The sequence below is a fragment of the Arthrobacter sp. NPDC056886 genome (genome assembly GCF_042788715.1).
In the GTDB taxonomy this organism is placed as follows: domain Bacteria; phylum Actinomycetota; class Actinomycetes; order Actinomycetales; family Micrococcaceae; genus Arthrobacter.
The window spans coordinates 320,719-341,784 of sequence record NZ_JBHUBT010000004.1 but is presented as its reverse complement, the minus strand read 5'-3'; the positions used below and the strand labels follow the sequence as shown (position 1 = coordinate 341,784).

19 protein-coding genes and 1 tRNA gene are annotated in these 21,066 nt (G+C 67.5%); 10 read left to right on the top strand and 10 right to left on the bottom strand.

Going from position 1 to position 21,066, the window contains the following annotated elements; translation table 11 throughout:
- Nucleotides 1–71: 71 nt before the first annotated feature.
- The gene (locus ACFRJ8_RS09720) at nt 72–350 is read right to left on the bottom strand and encodes a hypothetical protein (RefSeq protein WP_377985898.1); all 279 of its coding nucleotides are present in this window, start codon (nt 348–350) and stop codon (nt 72–74) included.
- 367 nt (nt 351–717) lie between these two features.
- Nucleotides 718–1,572, bottom strand: a complete 855-nt coding sequence (locus ACFRJ8_RS09715) for a LysR substrate-binding domain-containing protein (RefSeq protein WP_277527205.1) — start codon at nt 1,570–1,572, stop codon at nt 718–720.
- 141 nt (nt 1,573–1,713) lie between these two features.
- Here ACFRJ8_RS09715 and ACFRJ8_RS09710 point away from each other — a divergent pair, with 141 nt between their 5' ends.
- A complete protein-coding gene (locus ACFRJ8_RS09710; protein WP_377985897.1) occupies nt 1,714–3,087 on the top strand; it encodes an MFS transporter in 1,374 nt (457 codons plus the stop codon).
- Between the two features lie 100 nt (nt 3,088–3,187).
- Here the strand turns inward: ACFRJ8_RS09710 and ACFRJ8_RS09705 are convergent, their stop codons facing one another.
- The 3 genes from ACFRJ8_RS09705 to ACFRJ8_RS09695 form a co-directional block, all read right to left on the bottom strand.
- Entirely contained in the window at nt 3,188–4,348 is a 1,161-nt protein-coding gene (locus ACFRJ8_RS09705) for a N(5)-(carboxyethyl)ornithine synthase (RefSeq protein ID WP_377985896.1), read from the bottom strand.
- Nucleotides 4,345–4,494, bottom strand: a complete 150-nt coding sequence (locus tag ACFRJ8_RS09700; RefSeq protein ID WP_167467922.1) for a hypothetical protein — start codon at nt 4,492–4,494, stop codon at nt 4,345–4,347. Before ACFRJ8_RS09700 ends, ACFRJ8_RS09705 begins: the two co-directional genes overlap by 4 nt.
- 94 nt (nt 4,495–4,588) lie before the next feature.
- Nucleotides 4,589–4,662, bottom strand: a tRNA-Gly gene (locus tag ACFRJ8_RS09695).
- A 261-nt stretch (nt 4,663–4,923) separates the two neighbouring features.
- On the opposite strand from ACFRJ8_RS09695, the gene ACFRJ8_RS09690 reads away from it, so the two are divergent.
- Entirely contained in the window at nt 4,924–5,856 is a 933-nt protein-coding gene (locus ACFRJ8_RS09690) for a PaaX family transcriptional regulator C-terminal domain-containing protein (RefSeq protein ID WP_377985895.1), read from the top strand.
- Nucleotides 5,857–5,901: 45 nt separating this feature from the next.
- On the opposite strand, the gene ACFRJ8_RS09685 is transcribed toward ACFRJ8_RS09690, so the two are convergent.
- Complete coding sequence (locus tag ACFRJ8_RS09685) at nt 5,902–6,303, bottom strand: RidA family protein (protein ID WP_377985894.1); 402 nt, start codon at nt 6,301–6,303, stop codon at nt 5,902–5,904.
- Between the two features lie 261 nt (nt 6,304–6,564).
- On the opposite strand from ACFRJ8_RS09685, the gene ACFRJ8_RS09680 reads away from it, so the two are divergent.
- The 5 genes from ACFRJ8_RS09680 to ACFRJ8_RS09660 all read left to right on the top strand — a co-directional run bounded on the left by ACFRJ8_RS09680 (nt 6,565) and on the right by ACFRJ8_RS09660 (nt 12,982).
- Nucleotides 6,565–7,437: a fumarylacetoacetate hydrolase family protein gene (locus tag ACFRJ8_RS09680; RefSeq protein WP_377985893.1), complete on the top strand. Its 873-nt coding sequence runs from the start codon at nt 6,565–6,567 to the stop codon at nt 7,435–7,437.
- A 97-nt stretch (nt 7,438–7,534) separates the two neighbouring features.
- A complete protein-coding gene (locus ACFRJ8_RS09675) occupies nt 7,535–7,984 on the top strand; it encodes a cupin domain-containing protein (RefSeq protein ID WP_377985892.1) in 450 nt (149 codons plus the stop codon).
- Entirely contained in the window at nt 7,981–8,853 is an 873-nt protein-coding gene (locus tag ACFRJ8_RS09670; RefSeq protein WP_377985891.1) for an acyl-CoA thioesterase, read from the top strand. The genes ACFRJ8_RS09675 and ACFRJ8_RS09670 overlap by 4 nt, the downstream gene beginning before the upstream one ends.
- An 87-nt stretch (nt 8,854–8,940) precedes the next feature.
- Complete coding sequence (locus tag ACFRJ8_RS09665) at nt 8,941–10,590, top strand: AMP-binding protein (RefSeq protein ID WP_377985890.1); 1,650 nt, start codon at nt 8,941–8,943, stop codon at nt 10,588–10,590.
- Between the two features lie 10 nt (nt 10,591–10,600).
- Nucleotides 10,601–12,982 carry a bifunctional salicylyl-CoA 5-hydroxylase/oxidoreductase gene (locus tag ACFRJ8_RS09660; protein WP_377985889.1) on the top strand — a complete coding sequence of 794 codons (2,382 nt, stop codon included), beginning with the start codon at nt 10,601–10,603 and terminating at the stop codon, nt 12,980–12,982.
- 22 nt (nt 12,983–13,004) lie between these two features.
- Here the strand turns inward: ACFRJ8_RS09660 and ACFRJ8_RS09655 are convergent, their stop codons facing one another.
- Nucleotides 13,005–13,454 carry an acyl-CoA thioesterase gene (locus ACFRJ8_RS09655; protein ID WP_377985888.1) on the bottom strand — a complete coding sequence of 150 codons (450 nt, stop codon included), beginning with the start codon at nt 13,452–13,454 and terminating at the stop codon, nt 13,005–13,007.
- Between the two features lie 96 nt (nt 13,455–13,550).
- On the opposite strand from ACFRJ8_RS09655, the gene ACFRJ8_RS09650 reads away from it, so the two are divergent.
- From ACFRJ8_RS09650 to dcd, 3 genes are all read left to right on the top strand, one after another.
- Nucleotides 13,551–15,356 carry a thiamine pyrophosphate-binding protein gene (locus ACFRJ8_RS09650; protein WP_377985887.1) on the top strand — a complete coding sequence of 602 codons (1,806 nt, stop codon included), beginning with the start codon at nt 13,551–13,553 and terminating at the stop codon, nt 15,354–15,356.
- Nucleotides 15,357–15,500: 144 nt separating this feature from the next.
- Complete coding sequence (locus ACFRJ8_RS09645; protein WP_377985886.1) at nt 15,501–16,811, top strand: MFS transporter; 1,311 nt, start codon at nt 15,501–15,503, stop codon at nt 16,809–16,811.
- Between the two features lie 344 nt (nt 16,812–17,155).
- The gene (gene dcd, locus ACFRJ8_RS09640; protein ID WP_377985885.1) at nt 17,156–17,731 is read left to right on the top strand and encodes a dCTP deaminase; all 576 of its coding nucleotides are present in this window, start codon (nt 17,156–17,158) and stop codon (nt 17,729–17,731) included.
- A gap of 66 nt (nt 17,732–17,797) precedes the next feature.
- Here the strand turns inward: dcd and ACFRJ8_RS09635 are convergent, their stop codons facing one another.
- From ACFRJ8_RS09635 to ACFRJ8_RS09625, 3 genes are read right to left on the bottom strand one after another with little or no spacing between them, the layout of a single operon-like run.
- Nucleotides 17,798–18,994, bottom strand: coding sequence for a cation:proton antiporter (locus tag ACFRJ8_RS09635; RefSeq protein WP_377985884.1), 1,197 nt, complete (start codon nt 18,992–18,994; stop codon nt 17,798–17,800).
- A gap of 5 nt (nt 18,995–18,999) precedes the next feature.
- Nucleotides 19,000–19,482: a cation:proton antiporter regulatory subunit gene (locus ACFRJ8_RS09630; RefSeq protein ID WP_377985883.1), complete on the bottom strand. Its 483-nt coding sequence runs from the start codon at nt 19,480–19,482 to the stop codon at nt 19,000–19,002.
- A 38-nt stretch (nt 19,483–19,520) separates the two neighbouring features.
- A complete protein-coding gene (locus ACFRJ8_RS09625) occupies nt 19,521–20,921 on the bottom strand; it encodes an MFS transporter (RefSeq protein ID WP_377985882.1) in 1,401 nt (466 codons plus the stop codon).
- Between the last annotated feature and the right edge of the window lie 145 nt (nt 20,922–21,066).

The window sequence follows — 21,066 nt, the reverse complement described above, 5'->3', positions numbered from 1 at the left end:
TAAACGCCATCGCCGCCGTGCAGGCACCGAAAGGTGCGGCACGGCGGCGACGGCGTTAAGCGGCGGGTCTCTTAGCCGAAGTACCAGCCCGGCGGCACCCAGGAGGCGGGGACCGCGTGGGCGGAGAAGTCGTCGCAGCCCGAGCAGAAGTAGGTGACCTCGCCGAGCTTGCTGACCGAGCCGTCCCGCCGGTGCGTGGCGGGGACGAAGGTCTCAAGATAGATGAACTCGTCCGTGCCGCAGTGCTCGCAGTACGGGCTGGCCACGTACTCGGACTCCGCGAGGGTGGCCGGACGAACGTCCCGGTGGCCCGGGGTGGTTGCGTGCTGAGCGGCGCTGGAGTGCTGCATTACGGTGCCCGTGTGGTGTATGGCTGCTGCGGGGTGCGCCGGTCCGGTTACGGGACGGGCGGCCTTGGGCGCGTGAGGGGCGGGCAATCGGGGGTGGTTAACGGCTGGCATCATTGGCGGGCCTATCCCGAACGCTCCGGCGTCAGCCATACGGCATCAGCGACGGACAGCGTTCGTTATTTCGAATCGTTGTCGCGGGCCACTGCTTGACCTCGGACGGTAGAGCTTGAGTAGTGTCAGGATAGATGAAGTACCTGCACCGTTCAATGGTCAAGTAAGTACTGCTCCCGTCCGGGTAGTCCGCCGCGTAAGTACCGTGGAAGGATTTCCCGCAAGGACGCGGCCCGCCCGGGCAGCAGGGCGGGCGTCAGGCCGGGCGCTTTAGGGTCCGGCCCACGATCGCCTGCGTGAGGGCATCGATCACCTCGGTATTGGCCAGCGGGTTGCGGATGAGCGTGAAATCGACATCGCCCACGGGTGGCAGATCGAAGCGGCGGGTGATGATTTTCAGGTCCTCCGGCACCAGGGAGGACGGCATGACCGCCACCCCTATGCCGGCCCGGACGGCGGCCAGCACGCCGCTGATCTGCCGCGTGGTGCAGGTGATCCGCCAGGTGCGGCCCGTGGCCTCGAGCGCATCGATCGCCAGCTTCCGGCTCAGGCTGGGGGAGGGGTAGGCGATCAGCGGGACATGGTCGGCCGGATCCAGCACGGTCTGCTCCAGGCCGACCCAGGCGAAGGCGTCCTGCTGGACCACGGTCCCGTCCTTGGCCCCCGCCACCCATTTCACAAAAACAAGATCCAGCTGCCCGGCGTTGAGGCGCTTGTAGAGCTGGTCGCTCTGGCCCACCGTCAGCTCGAGGTTGATCTGCGGATAGATCTGCCGGAACTCCCGGAGGATGCGGGGCAGGCCGGTGATGGCAAGGTCGTCGGCCGTGCCGAAGCGCAGGCGCCCCCGCATGGCGGATCCGGAGAAATACCGGGCGGCGGAGTCGTGCGCGGCGAGGATGCTCCGGGCGAAGCCGGCCATGGCATCCCCGTTGTCGGTCAAACGCACATCCCGGGTGTCCCGGGCAATCAGCACCCGCTTGGCGGCGGATTCGAGCTTGCGGACGTGCTGGCTGACGGTGGGCTGGGCCAGGCCAAGGCGTTCCGCGGCCTTGGTGAAACTCAAGGTTTCGGCCACGGCCAGGAACGAGCGGAGCTGGGCGGGTTCGAACATGGGGGTCTCCCGGATCAGGTGCCGCGAACATAGCATTGCGTTTCGTAATGCGAGTTATGCGTGGAATAGGCTTCCATAATCTCTTGGGGCCAGCCTAGCGTTAAGTCCATCCCGCTCACCCGCTCTTTTGAGGACTTTTCCGTGGCACCCCCTCCGCCGCTAGAGGCGAACACAGCTTCCCTGCCGGACACCATCACCCAACCACTCGCCGTCGTCAACGAGCGCCTGCCCTGGCGCCACACCTTCATTTCGCTGAAGGTCCGCAACTTCCGCGTCTTCGCCATCGGGCACTTCGTCGCCGTGATCGCGCTCTGGATGCAGCGGATCGCCCAGGACTGGCTGGTGCTCCAGCTCTCCGGCTCCGTCACCGCCGTCGGCGTCACCGTGGCCCTGCAGTTCCTGCCGTCCCTGTTCCTTGGCCCGTGGGCCGGCATGATGGCGGACCGCTTCCCGAAGCGGAAGATCCTTATGCTGTGCCAATCGGTGGCCGCCGCACTGGCCGCGGTCCTTGCCGTCCTGGCACTCAGCCAGCGGATCGAGGTGGGGCACGTCTACGCGATCGCGCTGGTGCTGGGCCTCGTGACCGTGCTGGACCAGCCGGCCCGCCAGGTGTTCGTCAACGAACTCGTGGGCCCCCGCTACCTGCGGAACGCGATCAGCGTGAACTCCACGATCTTCCAGCTTGGCGGCCTGATCGGTCCGGCGATCGCCGGGATCCTGCTGACCGCCGTGGGCGCCGGCTGGGCCTTTGCCGGCAACGCGGTGGCCTGCTGCTTCACGGTCGCGATGCTCCTGAGCCTGCGCAAGGACCAGCTGCATGTCAGTACGCCGGTCCCCAAGCGCCGGGGCATGCTGCGGGAAGGGCTGGACTATGCGCTCAGCAAACCCACCATCTACTGGCCCTGGCTGATGGCAGGGTTCATTGCGGTATTCGCGATGAGCCTGCCCGTGCTGCTGGCGGCGTTCGCCGACCACGTGTACGACGCCGGTGCCGGCGGCTACGGGCTGCTCAACACCTTGGTGGCCCTCGGTGCGCTGGCCGGCGCCATCACTTCGGCCCGGCGGCGCGCGTTGCGGCTGCGTTCGGTGGTCCTGGGCGCCGGGATGTACGGACTGATGCTGTGCCTGGCTTCCCTGGCGCCGTCGATGGTGTGGTTCGGCGCGGCCATGGTGCTGGCCGGATTCTGGTGCCTGATGTTCCTGACCGCCGCCAACCAGCTGGTCCAGGTCAGCTCCAACCTGGCCATCCGCGGGCGGGTCATGAGCCTGTACATCATGGTGCTGATCGGCGGCCAGGCAATCGGCGGGCCGATGATGGGCTGGCTGGCCGAGCACACCAACCCCCACATCGCAGTCCTGGTTTCCGGGAGCGTGCCGATGCTGGCCGCCGCGACTGTCGGGGTTGTCCTCGCCCGGCGCGGGCAGCTCATGCTCAAGGTTGACCTGAAGGACCGTCGCCGGCTGCTGCGGATCGTCCGGAACCAGGGCGGGCGGCCGGCAGTCGCCAGGCCCTAGCTGTCGCACCGAATAAACCGAAAAAAGGGCAGCAGCTGCGTGGATCCACGCAGCTGCTGCCCTATTTCGTCGCGGAAACCCGGGAGACGTGCGGAAGCCGCTAAAGCGCCAGGGGGCGGTGCGGGAACTCCGGCTCCCGCTGCTGGAACTGCAGCACATCAGGGTTGAGTACCACGCCGTCACGGATTTCTATTGCGCGGCGGATGGTCTCGTTGTCCGCCCAGGCTCCGGGACCCGAGACCACGGTCTCGAGGAACGGCAGCAACGCCTCGCTGATTTCCCAGCTGGCGGAGTTCCAGAGATAGGACGGGCTGTGGTCCACGGCGTAGTAGTCGATGTGGTGGCCCACCTGGAACATCGGCTCGGCGAAGGTGGTGGTTTTCGCCCAACTAAAGCCCATGCCCTCGTCGCAGGACACGTCCACAATCAGGCTGCCGGGCCGGAAGGCGTCAAGGTCCTCGGTGCGCAGGTAGGTCAGCGGCGCGTTGGGGTCCTGCAGCGTGCAGTTGACCACGATGTCGCTGCCGGCGAGGAACGGTGCCAGCGGCACGCGCCCGCGCTCGGTGATGACCTCGCTTAGGAACGGGGCCTCGTTGTCGTGGTCGAACTGTGCGATCCGGACCGAGTGGATGGGTGAGCCAACCGCGGCAACCCCACGGTTGGTCAGCACCTGCACGTCATGGACGCCGTGGGCATTCAATGCCGTGACGGCGCCGCGGGCTGTGGCCCCGAAGCCGATCACGACGGCGCTCAGCCGGCGGCCGTAGTCGCCGGTCGAGCCGGTCAGCGCGAGGGCATGCAGCACGGAGCAGTAGCCGGCGAGCTCGTTGTTCTTGTGGAAGACATGCAGCCCGAACCCGCCGTCGCTGGCCCAGTGGTTCATGGCCTCGAAGGCGATGAGCGTGAGCTTCTTGTCGATGGCCAGCTGGGTGATGGCCCGGTCCTGGACACAGTGCGGCCAGCCCCAAAGGACCTGCCCGTCCCGGAGTTCGGCCAGGTCCTCGGGCTGCGGCTTGGGCAGGAGGACGACGTCGGCGTGGGCCAGCAGCTGCTTTCGCGGCGCGATCCGCCCCACGAGGGGCGCGAGCTCGGCGTCGGAAAGGCCGAAGCGCTCGCCGTAGCCTTCTTCGAGAATCAGCTGTTCCCGGATTTCCGGCGCGATGCGGTCCAGGTGCAGGGGGTGGATGGGGAGGCGTCGCTCGTCCGGTTTGCGTGTGCTGGCGAGGACGCCGAGGGTGAGGTGGTTCGAGGAACCGGTCACTTCTTTTTGGGGCTCGCCGTCTTCGCGGCGGTCACCTTGTCCAGGGAGCTGGCCGGCGCAGAAGCGGCCCTCTTGTCAGCGCGCTTTTCCTTGATGGATTTGCCGGCTTTTTTGGATGCTGCTTGACGGGGGGACTTGTCAGCCATGATTGCTCCTGTAGCGGAACCGAAGAGGTTCCTGACTTCTGACCATACAGGTAGCAACCTAATGGCAGGCCCGGGGAGCGGCGCGGGAGTGGATTGGAGCGGCTGACGGGAATCGAACCCGCGTATCAAGCTTGGGAAGCTAGCGCTCTACCATTGAGCTACAGCCGCAGTAGGGCCAGTCAGAGTGCTGGACTTTGCCCCGGTGAAACAACCCTGCGAAACAACGAGATTTACATTACCCCAGTCTGGCGGCGTCGTTGAACACGTCCGGCGGCGAAATTGCGAGCCGGCTGGTTCCCCGGCCCGTACCAGGCGGGCTACATCCTCGCCGGACGCGGCACGCAACGGTTCGCGGAGCGTCCTGGCGGTCGGGGCGCGCAGACCTCTATAGCCTAGATCCATGACTGATCTCCCGAGGGAAGGCCGACGGTGGTAGAAGACCCGGCGCCGGCGCTGGACGCCGAGCTGGACCCCGAGCCGGACTCCGAGCCTGCCGGCGGAAGCGCCGTACCCCGGCTGACCCCGCGGCACCAGCAGCTAATCGTCACGATCTACGGCCTGTATGGGCGCTCCAACGGTGGCGCCCTGCCCGTCTCGGTGCTGATTTCCATGCTGGATGACCTGGGGGTCGAATCTTCCGGGGTGCGCTCTTCCGTGTCCCGGCTCAAGCGCCGCGGTGTGCTGGAGAGCGTCAAACAGGGCGGCGTGGCCGCCTATCGGCTGGCCCCCAACCTGGAGGATGTCTTCCAGGAGGGCGACCGCCGCATCTTTTCGCCCCGGCGTGCGACGGCGGCCGACCGCTGGCTCCTCATCGCCTTCTCCGTCCCGGAATCGCAGCGCCACCTTCGCCACCAGCTGCGCAGCATGCTGACCCGGATGGGCTTCGGTTCTGTGACCCCGGGGCTCTGGATTGCCCCGGGCAACACCTATGAGGACATCAGGCACCAGCTTGAGCGGACAGGGCTGACGGAATACGTGGAGTTCTTCAAGGCGGAGCACTTGACCGCCGGGGACGTCAAGGACAAAGTCTCCCGATGGTGGGACCTGCCTGCCCTGGAATCGCTCTACGCGGAATTCATCGACCGTTTCGCTCCGGTGCTGGAACGCTGGGAATCGGCGGGCGCGTCGGCGTCCGGGCCCGACGCCGACCGTGCGGCCTTCGCGGACTACGTCCAGCTCCTCACCCAGTGGCGTCGGCTGCCCTACCTGGATCCCGGCCTGCCCGAGGACTTCCTGCCGCCGGGCTGGCACGGGCTGACCGCGGAGCGGATCTTCGCGGAGCTGCACCGTCTCCTGAACGGCCCGGCCCGCCAGCATGCCGAGCGGCTGCTGGGGGCTTCCGGGAGTTCCGCTACGGCATAGCGGGTAGTACTGGACCTAGCCCTAGCCCTAGCCCTAGTACTGGCCCTAGCCCTGGCCCGACACGGCGGCGATGGCCTGGATCTCGATCAGCGCCTCGGCCTGCCAGAGCCGCGTGACGCCGACGCCGGCCATCGCAGGATAGTCGGTGCCCGCCATCTCGCGCCAGATCCGCCCGATTTCGCGGCCGTTCTTCTGGTAGTCCTCGACGTCGGTCAGGTAAATGGTGACGTTGACCAGGTCCGAGGGCGCGCCCCCGGCCTCGGCCAGCGTGGTGAGGACGTTGGAGAAGCACTGGCGGAACTGCTCCACGATGCCGCCGGGAACAATGGTGCCGTTGCTGTCCATGGCCGTCTGGCCGCCCAGGTACACGGTGTTGCCGGCCAGGATGCCGTGGGCGAAGCCGGAGGGCTTGGCCAGGGCTGCGGGGTTGATGACCTTGTGGTTCATGGTGGCTCCTCATTGAGTCGGCGGGATTGAGTCGGCGGTGCTTTGGTCCTTGCGGGTAACTAGGGACCGGTCGGCGTGGGGCCGGTGACCGGATTCAGAACCCCGGCCGGTCTACCCAAACCGGTGAATACGTGTTAACTTGAGCATATGTGACGACCGTAAAAATGTCGACATACCCAAAAAATGGGGATGCCGCAGCGGACACGTCACCGGAATCGGCAAAGGGGCCGGTTCCGCCGTCGAACCGGAAGTGAAGAAAACATGCGCCTTGCGACCGTCATTACGGCAGCCCGCGACGCCAAGGGCGGCCCTGCCACCCGCGCCGCCGTCCAGTCGGGGGACCGGTTCGTGCTGCTGGACGCGCAGGACCTCAGTGAACTGCTGGGAAGCGCCAACTGGCGGGAGCGGGCAGCTGCTGCGGTTGCCGCCGCGGAAAGTGCTGGCGGTCTCCCGGCCGACTCCATCCCCGTAGGCGCCGCCCGCTTCGGCACCGTGCTGCCGCGCCCGTCCAAGGTCATCTGCTGCGGCCTGAACTACGCCGACCACATCGCGGAAATGGGCCGGGAGTTGCCGGAGTACCCCACCCTGTTCGCCAAGTACGCGGACACCCTGATCGGCGACGGCGAGGTCATCGACGCCGCCGGGCACGGCGCCCGGCTGGACTGGGAAGCGGAACTGGCGGTCGTCGTCGGCGCCCCGCTCAAGAACGCCTCGCCGGAGGAGGCATCCGCGGCGATCGCCGGCTACACCGCGGCGAACGATATCTCCATGCGCGACTGGCAGAGCCGCACCCTGCAGTGGTTCCAGGGCAAGGCCTTCGACCGCACCACCCCGCTGGGCCCCGTGCTGGTGACCCCGGACGAATGCGACCCCGAGACCGGCGTCCGGGTTCGTTGCCTGGTCAACGGCGAAGAGGTCCAGAACGGCAACACCAAGACACTCGTCTTCACCGCAGCCGCCCTGCTGTCCTATATCTCCACCTTCACCAGGCTGAGCCCGGGCGACGTCGTCCTCACCGGCACCCCCGGCGGCGTCGGCATGGGCGTCATCCCGCCGCGCTTCCTGCACGACGGCGACGTCGTCACCACCGACATCGAGGGCATCGGCACGCTCACCAATACGGTCCGTGTCTGACGCCTCCGGCTCCCACCGAACACCACCCAGCAAACACCACTCACCGAACACCACCCAGTGGCGGCGCCCAGGCTGCCGCCGACAGAGAGGAAACATCATGACCGAACAGATCGCCGATCAGCTGACAGGGCAGGTTGTCCCCGTCGTGACGCGCAAGGGTGCTGAGCACCGCGACACCGGACAGTCCGGCGGAGCCGTCCGGATCTCCGGTGTCAGTCCGCAGCACACCCCTGCTACAAAGATTTGGTACGGCCAGGTCAGCAACGAGCCCGGCTACCGCTCTTTCCCGCACCACCACGGCGAGGCCGAGACCGGTGGCTACGTGCTGCGCGGCCACGGCCGGATCTACTTCGGCGAGGACTACAAGGAGTTCATCGACATGACCGAGGGCGACTGGGTTTTTGTCCCGCCGTACATGCCGCACGTGGAAGCCAACATGAGCATCACCGAGGAGCTCGTCTGGCTCACCGCGCGCACGCCGGAAAACATCGTGGTGAACCTCGACGACGTCGACGACTCAATGCTCGCCGGGTACCGCCGGGCATGACCCCGACGTCGGAGATCCTGCTGTCCGCCCTCGAGCTGACGCCGGTCGAACCGGACTTCCTCGACGAGGCCTACACGGCCACGACGCAGTACGTGCCGTGGCCCAAGGCCTACGGCGGAGACATGGTGGCCCAGGCCGCTGCCGCGGCGATGCGCTCGGTGGGGGATGACCGCTCGCTGCACTCAATGCACAGCTACTTCATGCGGCCGGCGGACATCGGCGCCGAGGTCCGCTATGAGGTGGAGCGGCTCCGCGACGGCCGCGGCTACTCCACCCGGCAGGTCCGCGCCTACCAGGGCGGCAAGACCGTCTACGTGGCCATGGCCTCCTTCCACGCGGAGGAATCCGGCGAGGAATTTGCTCGGGCCATGCCGGCCGGGATTCCGGATCCGGTGTCGCTGCCGTCCTCCGCCGACGTGCTCGACGGCGTCGAGGGCGACGCCGCGGCCTACTGGTCCGGCGGCCGCAGCTTCGACATGCGGCACGTGCCCGGCGCCGTCTACCTCAGCGTTGAGGGCGAGCAGGTGCCGCACCAGGCCGTCTGGGTGAAGGCCTTCGACCGGCTGCCGGACGACCCGGACCTGCAGCGCGCGGCGCTGGCCTACGTCTGCGACTACACCATCCTGGAACCGGTCCTCCGGGTGCACGGCTACGCGTGGGGGGACCCGGGCCTGGTCACGGCCAGCCTGGACCACGCCATGTGGTTCCACCGCGAAGGCCGGGTGGACGACTGGCTGCTGTACGTCCAGGAAGCAGTCTCCGCCCAGGCCAGCCGCGGCCTGGCTCAGGGCCACTTCTACGACCGGCAAGGCCGGCTCCTGGCCACCGTGGTGCAGGAAGGCATGATCCGGATGTCGACTGCTCCGTAACTGCCCTTTTGGGCCGCCATAACGGCCGTAACGGAGCAATCGATGAGCCGTTCCACCTCATATCAATGACGATACGAAAGGTTTGCAATGGAACTGACGCCCTCGGCGCACCAGGACACCTTTGCGCGTGACAATCTGCCGCCGGCGGAGCAGTGGCCCGCACTGGAGTTCACCCTCCCGGAACTGCAGTACCCGCAGCAGCTCAACGCCGCCAGCGCGCTGATTGACGACGCCGTCCGCCGCTTCGGTGCCGAGCGTCCGGCCCTGCTCACCCCGGACGGCAACACCTGGAGCTACGGCGAGCTGCAGCGCCACGCCAACCAGGTGGCTCAGGTCCTGGTCGAGGACTTCGGCGTGGTCCCGGGGAACCGCGTGATGCTGCGCTCGCCGAACAACCCGTGGCTCGTCGCGGCGTGGCTTGGCGTGCTCAAGGCCGGCGCCGTGGTGGTCACCATCATGCCGGCCCTGCGCGCCAGCGAGATCCGGACCCTGCTGGAACTGACCCGGCCGGCCGCCGCCCTCTGCGACAGCCGGTTCCTGGACGACCTGGCCGAGGCAGCCGGAAACGACGTGCCGGTGCTGGCCATGGGGGGCAGCACCGGCACGGACCTCGTCGCCCGCTGTGCCGGAAAGAGCGGCGAGTTCAGCACCGTCCCGACGGCGGCGGACGACGTCGCGCTGCTTGGGCCGACGTCGGGCACCACCGGGACGCCGAAGATCACCATGCACTTCCACCGCGACATCCTCGCCAACGCGGACACGTTTGCCCGGCACATCCTGAAGCCGACGCCGGAGGACGTCTTCGCGGGGTCCCCGCCGCTGGCCTTCACCTTCGGGCTCGGCGGCCTGGTGGTCTTCCCGCTGCGCTTCGGCGCCGCCGCGCTGCTGACCGAACGCGCCACCCCGCTCGAACTGGCGCAGGCGGTGCACGCGGCGAAGGCCACCATCTTGTTCACCGCGCCGACGGCCTACAAGGCGATCCTCAAGGAAGGCGCCGAGGGGCTGCTCGCCAGCCTGCGCACGGCCGTCTCGGCCGGCGAGCACCTGCCGGCCGAAACCTGGCGCGCCGTCCACGAACGCACCGGCCTGAAGCTGGTCAACGGCATCGGCGCCACCGAAATGCTGCACGTCTTCATCTCCGCGGCAGGGGAGGACATCCGCGCCGGCGCCACCGGCACGGCCGTCCCCGGCTACCGGGCCACGATCCTGGACGAGGACGGCCGGGAACTCGGCCCGGACGCCGTCGGACGTCTCGCCGTGATCGGCCCCACCGGCTGCCGCTACCTCAACGATTCCCGCCAGCTGGACTACGTGGTCAACGGCTGGAACGTCACCGGCGACACCTTCCGCCGGGACAGCCAGGGCTACTTCTACTACCAGGCCCGCTCCGACAACATGATCGTGTCCTCCGGCTACAACATCGGCGCCCCGGAGGTCGAAGCCGCGATTGACCAGCACCCGGATGTGATGGAAAACGCCGTCGTCGGCAAGCCCGACCCGGACCGGGGCAGCGTCGTCTGCGCCTTCATCGTGCTGCGCGAGGGCGTCGAGGCCGATGCCGCCAAGCGCAAGGAAATCCAGGACTTCGTCAAGCGGACCATCGCCCCGTACAAGTACCCGCGCCAGGTGAACTTCGTTGACGGCCTGCCCCGCAACCCCAGCGGCAAACTCCAGCACTTCCGGCTGCGCGAGCAGCTGGCCGCTGACGCCGCCACCCCCGAACCCCAGAACGCTTGAGAGGCACCACATGAAAATCGCAATCATCGGCGGCGGCCCGGGCGGACTGTACTTCGCCGCCCTCATGAAGCAGCTCGACCCGAACCACGACGTCACCGTCTGGGAACGCAACGCCGCGAGCGACACGTTCGGCTTCGGCGTCGTCTTCAGCGACGAGACCCTCGGCGGAATCGGCAACGCGGACACCGTGATCGCGGAGTACATGTCCGAGCGCTTCGCCCGCTGGACCGACATTGACATCCACTTCAAGGGTGGGCAGCACACCGTCGGCGGGCAGGGCTTCGCCGCCATGAGCCGGAAAGAGCTGCTCGAGCTGCTGCAGCGCCGCTGCGCCGAGCTCGACGTCGACCTGCGCTTCAGCACGCTGGCGCCGGACGTCGAGGAACTCAGCCGGGACTACGACCTGGTCCTCGCCGCTGACGGACTGAACTCCGCCGTCCGCTCCCGCTTCGCCGACGTGTTCCGACCCAGCCTGGACGTCCGCAAGTCCAAGTACATGTGGCTGGGCACCGACCTCGTCTTTGAGGCGTTCAAGTTCTTCGTCAAGGACACCAAGCACGGCGTCATGCAGATCCACGGCTACCCGTACTCGGACGAGGGCAGCACCTTCATCGTCGAAATACACGAGGACGTCTGGCGCAACGCCGGCTTCGACGCCACCGAGGACCAGGTCTTCCGGCCCGGCGAAAGCGACGAGGCGGCCGTGGACGCGATCCGTGCCCTCTTCGCCGAGGAGCTTGAGGGCCACGAAGTCCTGGTCAACAACTCCAAGTGGATCAACTTCACCACGGTCCGCAACGAGTCCTGGCGGCACGGCAACATCGTGCTCCTCGGCGATGCCGCCCACACCGCACACTTCTCTATCGGCTCCGGCACCAAGCTGGCCATGGAGGACTCCCTCGCTCTGGCCGCCTGCCTGCACGAGCACGACGAGCTCGGGGCCGCCCTGGAAGCCTACGAAACCGAGCGCCGGCCCGTGGTCGAATCCACCCAGCGCGCCGCCCAGGCCTCGCTGGAATGGTTCGAGAACATCGGCATGTACAAGGACCAGAACCCGGTGCAGTTCTGCTTCAACCTGCTCACCCGCAGCCGCCGGATCACCTACGACAACCTCAAGCTGCGCGACCCCGAGTTCGCGGCCCGGGTGGACGAGGAATTCGCCCGCACACAGGGCATCGCGGGCAGTGCCCCCGCGATGTTCCAGCCGTTCCGGATCGGCGGGCTGGAGCTGAAGAACCGGATCGTCGTCTCGCCGATGGACATGTACTCCGCCACCGACGGCGTCCCGGGCAACTTTCACCTGGTCCACCTCGGCGGCAAGGCCCTAGGCGGCGCCGGCCTGGTGATGACCGAGATGGTCTGCGTCTCCGAGACTGGCCGCATCACGCCCGGCTGCAGCGGCCTCTACAACGAGGCGCAGCAGGAGAGCTGGCGCACGATCGTCGAGTTTGTGCACCACCGCTCGACGGCGGCCATCGGCGTCCAGCTGGGCCATTCCGGCCGCAAAGGCTCCACCAAACTCATGTGGGAAGGCATCGACGAGCCGCTCCCCGACGGAGGCTGGGAGCCGGTGGGGCCCTCGGCCATCCCGTACGGCCCCGGCAGCCCGGCGCCGCGCCAAATCAGCCGCGCTGAAATGGACCAGATCCGGGACGAGTTCGTCGCCGCCACCGTCCGGGCGGCCGCCTCGGGCTTCGACCTGCTGGAGCTGCACTGCGCGCACGGCTACCTGCTCTCCTCCTTCCTCTCGCCGCTGGCCAACCGGCGCAGCGACGAATACGGCGGATCGCTGGAGAACCGGCTGCGCTACCCGCTGGAGGTGTTCGACGCCGTCCGCGCCGCCTGGCCGGCGGACAAACCGCTGACGGTGCGGCTTTCGGCGACCGACTGGGCCCCCGGCGGCAACGACGAGCACGACGCCGTCGCGATTGCCCGGGCGTTCGTGGAGCACGGCGCCGACGGCGTGGACGTCTCCTCAGGCCAGGTGGTCAAGGAGGAGAAGCCCGCCTACGGCCGCAGCTACCAGACGCCGTTCGCGGACCGGATCCGGCAGGAAGTGGCGCACAAGGCAGGCGTGGCCGTGATCGCAGTGGGGGCGGTGTCTTCCTACGACGACGTCAACTCAATCCTGCTGGCAGGCCGTGCGGACCTCTGCGCCCTCGGCCGCACGCACCTGTTTGATCCGCAGTGGACCCTGCATGCGGCGATCGAGCAGGACTACCGGGGGCCCGGCGCCGACTGGCCGCAGCAGTACCGGGCCGGCAGCCGGAAGCCGCCGGCGGCCCGCACCGACGCGGTCCGGCCCCGGCTGGCGCTCGTGCGGGAGCCGGAAGCCGCCGAACTGCCGACACATCTGCGCTGGACGCCGGCCAAGGTGCCGGCGTCGGTCTAGACCCGGACAGCCTCCGGGCGGGCTAGGCCCGACCGGAGGCGTCGCGGGCGGTGACCTTGGCCGTCAGCTCCGCCGGCCACGGGCTGGCGGCCGTGCCGCCGTGGGCCACGTGGGCGGTGACGAAGGTCCCGTGGGCGGCCAGGGCGCGGGGTTCGCCGCGGAACTCCTCGCCCCACACTTCAAAGCTGAACGTCATGGACGTGCGGCCGATTTTCTCCACCACTACGGTGGTGGTGACCTGCTGGCCGAAGTACAACTTCGCCCGGTAGTTGAGCTCGTGGCGAACCCTCGGTGCCGTCGGGAAATACGCGGGCAGATCGAGGTCCCGGAACAACTTGGCCTCGCAGGCCTCAACAAAGCGGAGCACCGCCGAATTGTGCTGGTGCCCCGCGGCATCCGTATCCACCCATTCAATGGTCCGTTCCAGAGTTGCCGCCGTGGCCGTGCAAGTGAGGGATTGGGTGGGGTTCATGGATGCCGCCTGGAAGTTCGAAGAGCAGTCAGCAGAAGTGCAGTACTCAACCAGCGCAGTACTCAACCGATGCATTACTCAATGGAAGGTAAGTCCATGGTAGTAGCTTCACACGTTTCCCCCGGCGCCCCGGAGGCATCCGCCGTGCCCGCCGACGCGGGCCGGGACGCCGCGGGCGGCCTGGCGCAGCAGGCAGCCGGGACAGTCGCCCAGCTGGTCGGCCGGACCCTGGCGGAGCTCGGCGTCGGGCATGTCTTCGGCGTCGTCGGCAGCGGCAACTTCGAGGTGACCAACGCCCTCCGCCTGGCCGGGGTGCCCTTCACCGCCGCCCGGCACGAGGGCGGCGCTGCCACAATGGCCGACGCCTACGCCCGGATGTCCGGCCGGGTGGGCGTGGTGAGCACACACCAGGGATGCGGGCTGAGCAACGCCGTCACCGGGATCGGGGAAGCCGCCAAGAGCCGTACACCGCTGATCGTGCTGACGGCCGACACCCAGGCCTCCGCGGTCCGCTCCAACTTCAAGATCGACCAGGATGCCCTCGCCCGCAGCGTCGGAGCCGTGAGTGAGCGGATCCATTCCCCGGCCACCGCCGTCGCGGACACCCTCCGGGCCTTCCGCACGGCCCGGAACGAACGCCGCACCGTGGTGCTGAACCTGCCCCTGGACGTCCAGTCCGCCCCGTCCCCTGCATCCGTACGGGCCGCGGCAGCCCAGCCGGCCACTGTCGCCGAAGCCCAGCCGGTCCGCCCCGCCGCCCCGAGCGTCCGGCGCCTGGCTCACCTGATCAACGCCGCGGAGCGCCCGGTCTTTGTGGCAGGCCGCGGGGCACGGAATGCGCGGGAGGAATTGCTCAGCCTCGCCGCCCACGCCGGTGCCCTCCTGGCCACGTCCGCGGTGGCGAACGGACTGTTCCAGGACGAGGAATTCGCCCTCGGGATCTCGGGCGGATTCTCCTCACCGCTCAGCGCCGAGCTGATCCAGGGCGCGGACCTGATCGTCGGCTGGGGCTGCGCCCTGAACATGTGGACCATGCGGCACGGCCACCTGATCTCGGACGGGACCGCCGTGGTCCAGGTCGACGTCGAGGACTCCGCGCTTGGTGCCAACCGGCCGATTGGCCTGGGCGTGGTGGGGGATGCCGCGCTGACGGCGTCGGATGTCCTAACGGAACTGCGGACACTCCAGCCGGCCCCGGAGGACAAATACCGCACCGCGCGGAACGCGGCGGCCATCGCAGAACGCTCCCGCTGGAATGACGTCGAAACACCGGACCTCTCCGGTGGCGGACGGATCGATCCGCGGGTGCTGAGCCGCGAACTGGACGCCATTTTGCCTGCGGAAAGGATCGTCTCGATCGATTCCGGCAATTTCATGGGCTATCCCAGCACCTATTTGAAGGTCCCGGACGAGTTCGGGTTCTGCTTCACTCAGGCCTTCCAATCGATCGGCCTCGGGCTTTCCACCGCGATCGGGGCCGCGCTCGCCCGGCCGGACCGGCTGGCCGTGCTTGGCGCCGGGGACGGCGGCTTCCTGATGGGCATCAGTGAACTGGAGACCGCTGTCCGGCTGGAGCTGCCGCTGGTCTGCATTATCTACAACGACGCCGGCTACGGGGCGGAAGTCCACCACTTCGGCGCGGGAGCCGCGGACGGCGGGTCCGCCGTCGACCCCTTCGTTGGCCCTGCCGTTGATCTGAGTACCGTTACCTTCCCGGATACGGATGTCGCCGCGATCGCCCGCGGCTTCGGCGCGGACGCAGTGACGGTCCGCAGCGTGGCGGATCTCGAGGAGGTCCGCGCCTGGGTCCGCGAGAGTCCGCCCCGCCCGCTGGTCATCGATGCCAAGATCGCGTCCGACGGCGGCGCCTGGTGGCTCGCAGAGGCGTTCAAGGGCCACTGACGCCGTCCACCCGAATCGCTGACGATCGTTACATAAACGATATATGCTGATTTGTTTACTGTCGGAAACAAAGCGTGACACGGTGGGCACAGCATGTGAGCCACCGCACAAATCCCCCACGAAATCTCAACGAGAGGTACATCCATGACGCAGTCAATGTCGACTGAGTTGCGCAACGAGGCCACAACTCACTGGAAGGGCCACTCTGTCCTCATCCTGTGTTTCCTGGCCATCGTCTTTGATGGCTACGACCTGGTGGTCTACGGATCCACCGTCCCGACGATCCTGAAATTCCAGGAGTGGGGCGTCACCCCCGCGCAGGCCGGCCTGATCGGCAGCCTCGCCCTGGTCGGCATGCTGGTCGGCACGCTCTCGGTCGGCATCCTGACGGACAAGCTGGGCCGCCGCCGCATCATGCTCGCCTGCATCGCGTGGTTCTCCATCTGCATGCTGCTCACGGCGTTCGCGCCGTCCGCCGAGGTGTTCGGCTTCCTGCGGTTCCTGACCGGTCTGGGCCTGGGCGGCATTGTGCCGACCTGCATTGCGCTGACGGTCGAATACGCCCGCAAGGAGCGCCGCCAGATCGCCAACGCCGTGATGTTCAGCGGGTACTCGGTGGGCGGCGTCGGCGCCTCGCTGCTCGCCATCAACCTCCTGCAGCACATCGACTTCCGCTGGATGTACGCCATCGGCGCCCTGCCCCTGGTGACCCTGCTCCCCATCGCCTGGAAGGTCCTGCCGGAATCGGTGGCGTACCTGGCCCGCAAGCAGCGCATCGAAGAAGCCAAGGCCACCGCGGACCGCTACGGCCTGGTGTACTCGGACATCGTCACCGCCGAGGACGTCAAGACCGGCGCCGAGGCGCCGAAATCAGCCATGAAGACCCTGTTTACCCGCAAGTGGGTCCGCTCCACCGTCCTGTTTGCGCTCGCGAACTTCTGCGGACTGCTGCTGGTCTACGGGCTGAACACCTGGCTCCCGCAGATCATGCGCCAGGCAGGCTTCCAGCTCGGGGATGCCCTGACGTTCCTGCTGGTCCTCAACGCCGGCGCAATCGTCGGCTCCATCAGCGCCTCCGTGCTGGCGGACAAGATCGGCATCCGCAAGGTGGTCACCGGTTCCTTCGTCCTGGCCTTCGCGGCGATCCTCATGCTGAGCCTCCAGCTGCCGCTGGCCATGCTGCTCGTGATCGTCGCGTTCGCCGGCCTCGGCTCGGTGGGCACCCAGATCTTGGTGGGCGGCTACTGCGCCACCCACTACCCGCAGTCCCTGAGCGCCACCGCCCTGAGCTGGTCTCTCGGCATCGGACGCATCGGCGCCATCTGCGGGCCGCTGATCGGCGGGCTGATTGCCGGGATGGCCTTCGGCTGGCAGCTCAACTTCTACATGTTCGCGGCGTTCGCCGTGGTCGGGGCCATCGTGGTGTTCTCGGTGCCGAAACTGACCGAAAAGTAGCCCCTGCGAAGTAGCACCGGCGCGGGGAGGCCCATAACTCTTCGATATAGGCCCGTCCCGCCACCGCGCGGGGCGGGCCCCGCTGTCTATCCTGATATTGTCCGCCTCGCCCTGAGCTACTAGCCCAAGGGCTACATGGTCCGGATGACTAACCCGTTCCGCCGGCGGACGAAGGCCGAGGTGGGGCGGCTCAAGTCCCTCCTCGAAGATATGCCCGCCGCGGAATAGACGCATGGCTGAAGACCCCGCGGTGAAGATGCCAGTGAAGACGCCGGTGAAGTCACACTGGGCGGCTGCGCCCGTTCATGCGGCCCGGCCGGGCGCCGTACGGTATTTTTGAACCTGTGCTGATCTCTGACCGCGACATTCGAAGCGAAATTGACTCCGAGCGTATTGTCCTCGAACCGTTCGACCCCGCCATGGTCCAGCCGTCCTCCGTGGACGTCAGGATCGACAGGTTCTTCCGGCTGTTCGACAACCACAAATACGCCCACATTGACCCGGCCGAGGAACAGCCCGAGCTGACCCGCCTGGTGGAAGTGGAGTCCGGCGAACCGTTTATCCTGCACCCGGGTGAGTTCGTTCTTGGCTCCACCTATGAGACCGTGACGCTGCCGGATGACATCGCGGCCCGCCTCGAGGGCAAGTCCTCACTTGGCCGGCTCGGCCTGCTGACGCACTCGACGGCAGGCTTCATCGATCCCGGATTCTCCGGCCACGTCACGCTGGAACTGTCCAACATGGCCACGCTGCCCATCAAGCTGTGGCCCGGCATGAAGATCGGCCAGCTGTGTTTCTTCCGGCTGTCCTCGGCCGCGGAGCACCCCTACGGTTCGGGGGAATACGGCAACCGCTACCAGGGCCAGCGCGGCCCCACTGCCAGCCGCAGCCATCTGAATTTCCACCTCACCGACATCTAGGCAGACACTTAGCGCCCTGGCGGGTAGGCCCCGGATCCAGCGCCGCGGCTCGTACCGGCGGCAGGCTTACGCCGGGCCGGAGGTCCGGAAAGCGGGTCCCCGCACGGGCCGGCGCAGGGCCCGGACGAGCGGCTCCACCAAGCGGGCCGCCAGCGGCCCCACGATCGCCATGATCAGGACATAGGCGGTGGCGAGGGCTGCCAGATCCGTGGGCACCACGCCGGAGGCGACGGCCAGTCCGGCGATCACAATGGAGAACTCGCCACGCGCGATCAGGGCAGCCCCCGCACGGTAGCGGCCGGGAACGCCAATCCCGGCCCGTTTGGCCGCCCAGAACCCGGTGATCATCTTGGTGGCTGCCGTCACCACCGCAAGCAACAGGGCCCAGCCGAGGACCGGAGGGATGGACCGGGGATCGGTGTTGAGGCCAAAAACAACGAAGAAGATCGCCGCGAAGAGGTCACGGAGGGGTTCCAGGACGCGGGTGGCGCTGTGGGCCGTGGCGCCGGAAATGGCAATGCCGAGCATGAACGCTCCGACAGCCGCGGAAACCTGCATGGCGGCGGCGAGCCCCGCCACGAGAAGCGCCGCGCCCAGCAGGTTGAGCAGGAAGACCTCGGAGTTCTCGCTGTGCACGGCCTTGGACACGTGATGGCCGTGCCGCAGGGCCACCACCAGGACCAGGGTGACGACGGCCAGGGAGATGCCCACGGTCTGCAGGCCCATCAGCAAGCTGACGCCGGCAAGCGTGGCGGTCAGGACCGGCAGGTATATGGCCATGGCCAGGTCCTCGAAGACCAGGATGGAAAGGACCACCGGGGTTTCCCGGTTGCCGATCCGGCCGAGATCGGTAATCACCTTGGCCGCGATCCCGGAGGATGAAATGTAGGTGACGCCGCCCATCACCATCGCCCCCACGCCGCCCCATCCCAGCATCACGGCAAGCAACGCCCCGGGCAGGAAATTGAGCAGCAGGTCCAGGATGCCGGCCTGCCAGGACCTCCGCAGCCCGGTCACCAGCTCGGCTGCCGTATATTCCAGTCCAAGCATAAGCAGGAGCAGGATCACGCCGATCTCGGCGGAAAGATGGGCGAACTCGTGCATGCCTTCGAGTTTGACGAGCCCGCCGGCCCCGAAGAACAGCCCGCCCACCAGATAAAGCGGGATGGGAGACATGCCGATCCGCCCGGCCAGTCTGGCCAGCAGGCCGAGACAGAAGACGACGGCCCCCAGCTCGATCAGGGTCAGGGCGAGCGGATCCATGCCGCTTATCCGTTGCGCAGGATGCTGGCCGCCGTGTCCAGGCCTTCTTGTGTTCCCACCGCAACGAGGAGGTCACCCGGGTGAAGGACGACGTCGGGCCCCGGGGAGGGCAGGACCTCGCCTTCACGCATGATGGCCACAATCGAGACCCCGCTGCGGGTCCGGATGCACGCCTTGCCCATCGGCTGGTTCTGGAAGGGGGACTCCGCGCTGATCGAAAACTGGCGCGTGACGATCCCGGGGATTTCCCGGTGCTCTTCGGAGAGTTTCATGGCAAGGCGCTGGCCGCCCAGAAGGTTGCCCAGCGTGGCGGCCTCGTCCGCGGTCAGCGGCACAGAGGCCTGGCAGGTGTCGGGATCGTCCCAGGTGGAGACGATGAGTTCCGTCTGGCCCTCCCGGTATTCCACCACGCCGATCCGGCGTCCGGAGGCAGTCATGAAGTCCTTGCGCCGGCCGAGGCCGGGGAGGTCCGTCTCATCCACGTTCATATCATCAGCCTAGTGCGCGAACCGGATTTTCGGCCGCCTCAGGCGTCCGGGACCACCGCGATTTCGGTCTGGTCCGGGGCTTTGACCGGCAAGAGCACCAGCAGGCCCGCGAGCAGCACCACCATGATGCCGAGGATGCCCCAGCGCTGGGCCTCGCCTGTTGCCACGAAGGGGGTGGCGACGGTGATGCACAGCGTGAACAGGGCGGGAGCGAGGAAGCTCACGGCCCGGCCGGTGGTGGCGTAGAGGCCGAAGAGCTCGCCGGATTCGCCGTTGGGGGCGAGCCGGGCGAGGTAGGCGCGGGACGACGACTGGGCCGGTCCCACGAAGAGGCACAGCAGCAGGCCGAAAATCCAGAAGGTGGTGGTCCCGGCCCAGTCCCTGCCAAAGAACTCGTAGCTGCCGTTGCCGAGGACCAGGATTGCGGTGCCCGCCACCAGCAGGCCCGCGAGGGACGCGATAATCACGGCCTTGGGCCCGATCTTGTCATCCAGGAAGCCTCCGAGAATGGCGCCGACGGCGGCCACGACATTTCCGAAGATCGCGAAGAAGATAACGTCCTTGAGTTCAAAGCCAAAGGTGCCGGCCGCGATCACCCCGCCAAAGGTGAAAACGGCGGCCAGCCCGTCCCGGAAGATGGCGCTCGCGAGAAGGAAGTAGATGGTGTGCGGGCTGGTCCGGTAGATCGCCTTGATGCGCCGGACCAGCAGGCCGTAGGAGGCGAGGAAGCCAATGCCCGCACCCCGCTCGGAGCGTGGCAGCTCCGGCACCGCGAACAGCACGGGCAAGGCAAAGATGAAGAACCACAGGGCCGAGAACACTGCCACCAGCCGGATATTCAGGCTGTCCGCGGTGGAGCCGCCAAACCACTCGAAGCTGGGCTGGACAAAGAGCTGGAGCACAATCAGCAGCGCCACAATGCCGCCGAGATACCCCATTCCCCAGCCGAATCCGCTGACCTTGCCGATGTTCCGCGGGATGGAGATCTGGGCGAGCATGGCGTTGTAGTTGACCCCGGCAAATTCGAAGAAAACGTTGCCCAGTGCTATCAGCGTGACGCCGAGAATCAGGAAATCCGGCCGCGGGAAGACAAAGAAGCACAGCCCGGTCAGGAGCGCGACGGCGGCCGTGTTGACCCCCAGCCACAGCTTGCGCCGGCCGCCGGTGTCCGAGCGTTGCCCGGTGACCGGGGCCAGAAGCGCAACGGCCGCGCCGGCGACGGCCAGCGCGGCGCCCAGGACCGCCGAGGCCTGGTCCTCCCCGCCGAAGGCCTTGGAGGTCAGATAGACGGTGAAGACAAACGTTGTCATGACGGCGTTGAAGGCTGCCGAACCCCAGTCCCACGCGGCCCACGCGAGGATCCGGCCCCTGTGCGTGACAGGACTTCCCGATTCCAGTTCCGAGGGGCGCATGGCCTCTGGGGCGGCGGCAGTATTCATAGCCTGAATGGTAACCGCCCAGGGTGTCCTTGGCGGGGCAGCGTGCGGGGTCTCCGGCGGGTTTTGCCGGGCTTTGTTAAGCTTCGGCATCGCTTTGGCTTCGAATTGTGCAGCGGCTAGGGTCCCTGCCAAAAGAATTTGTACA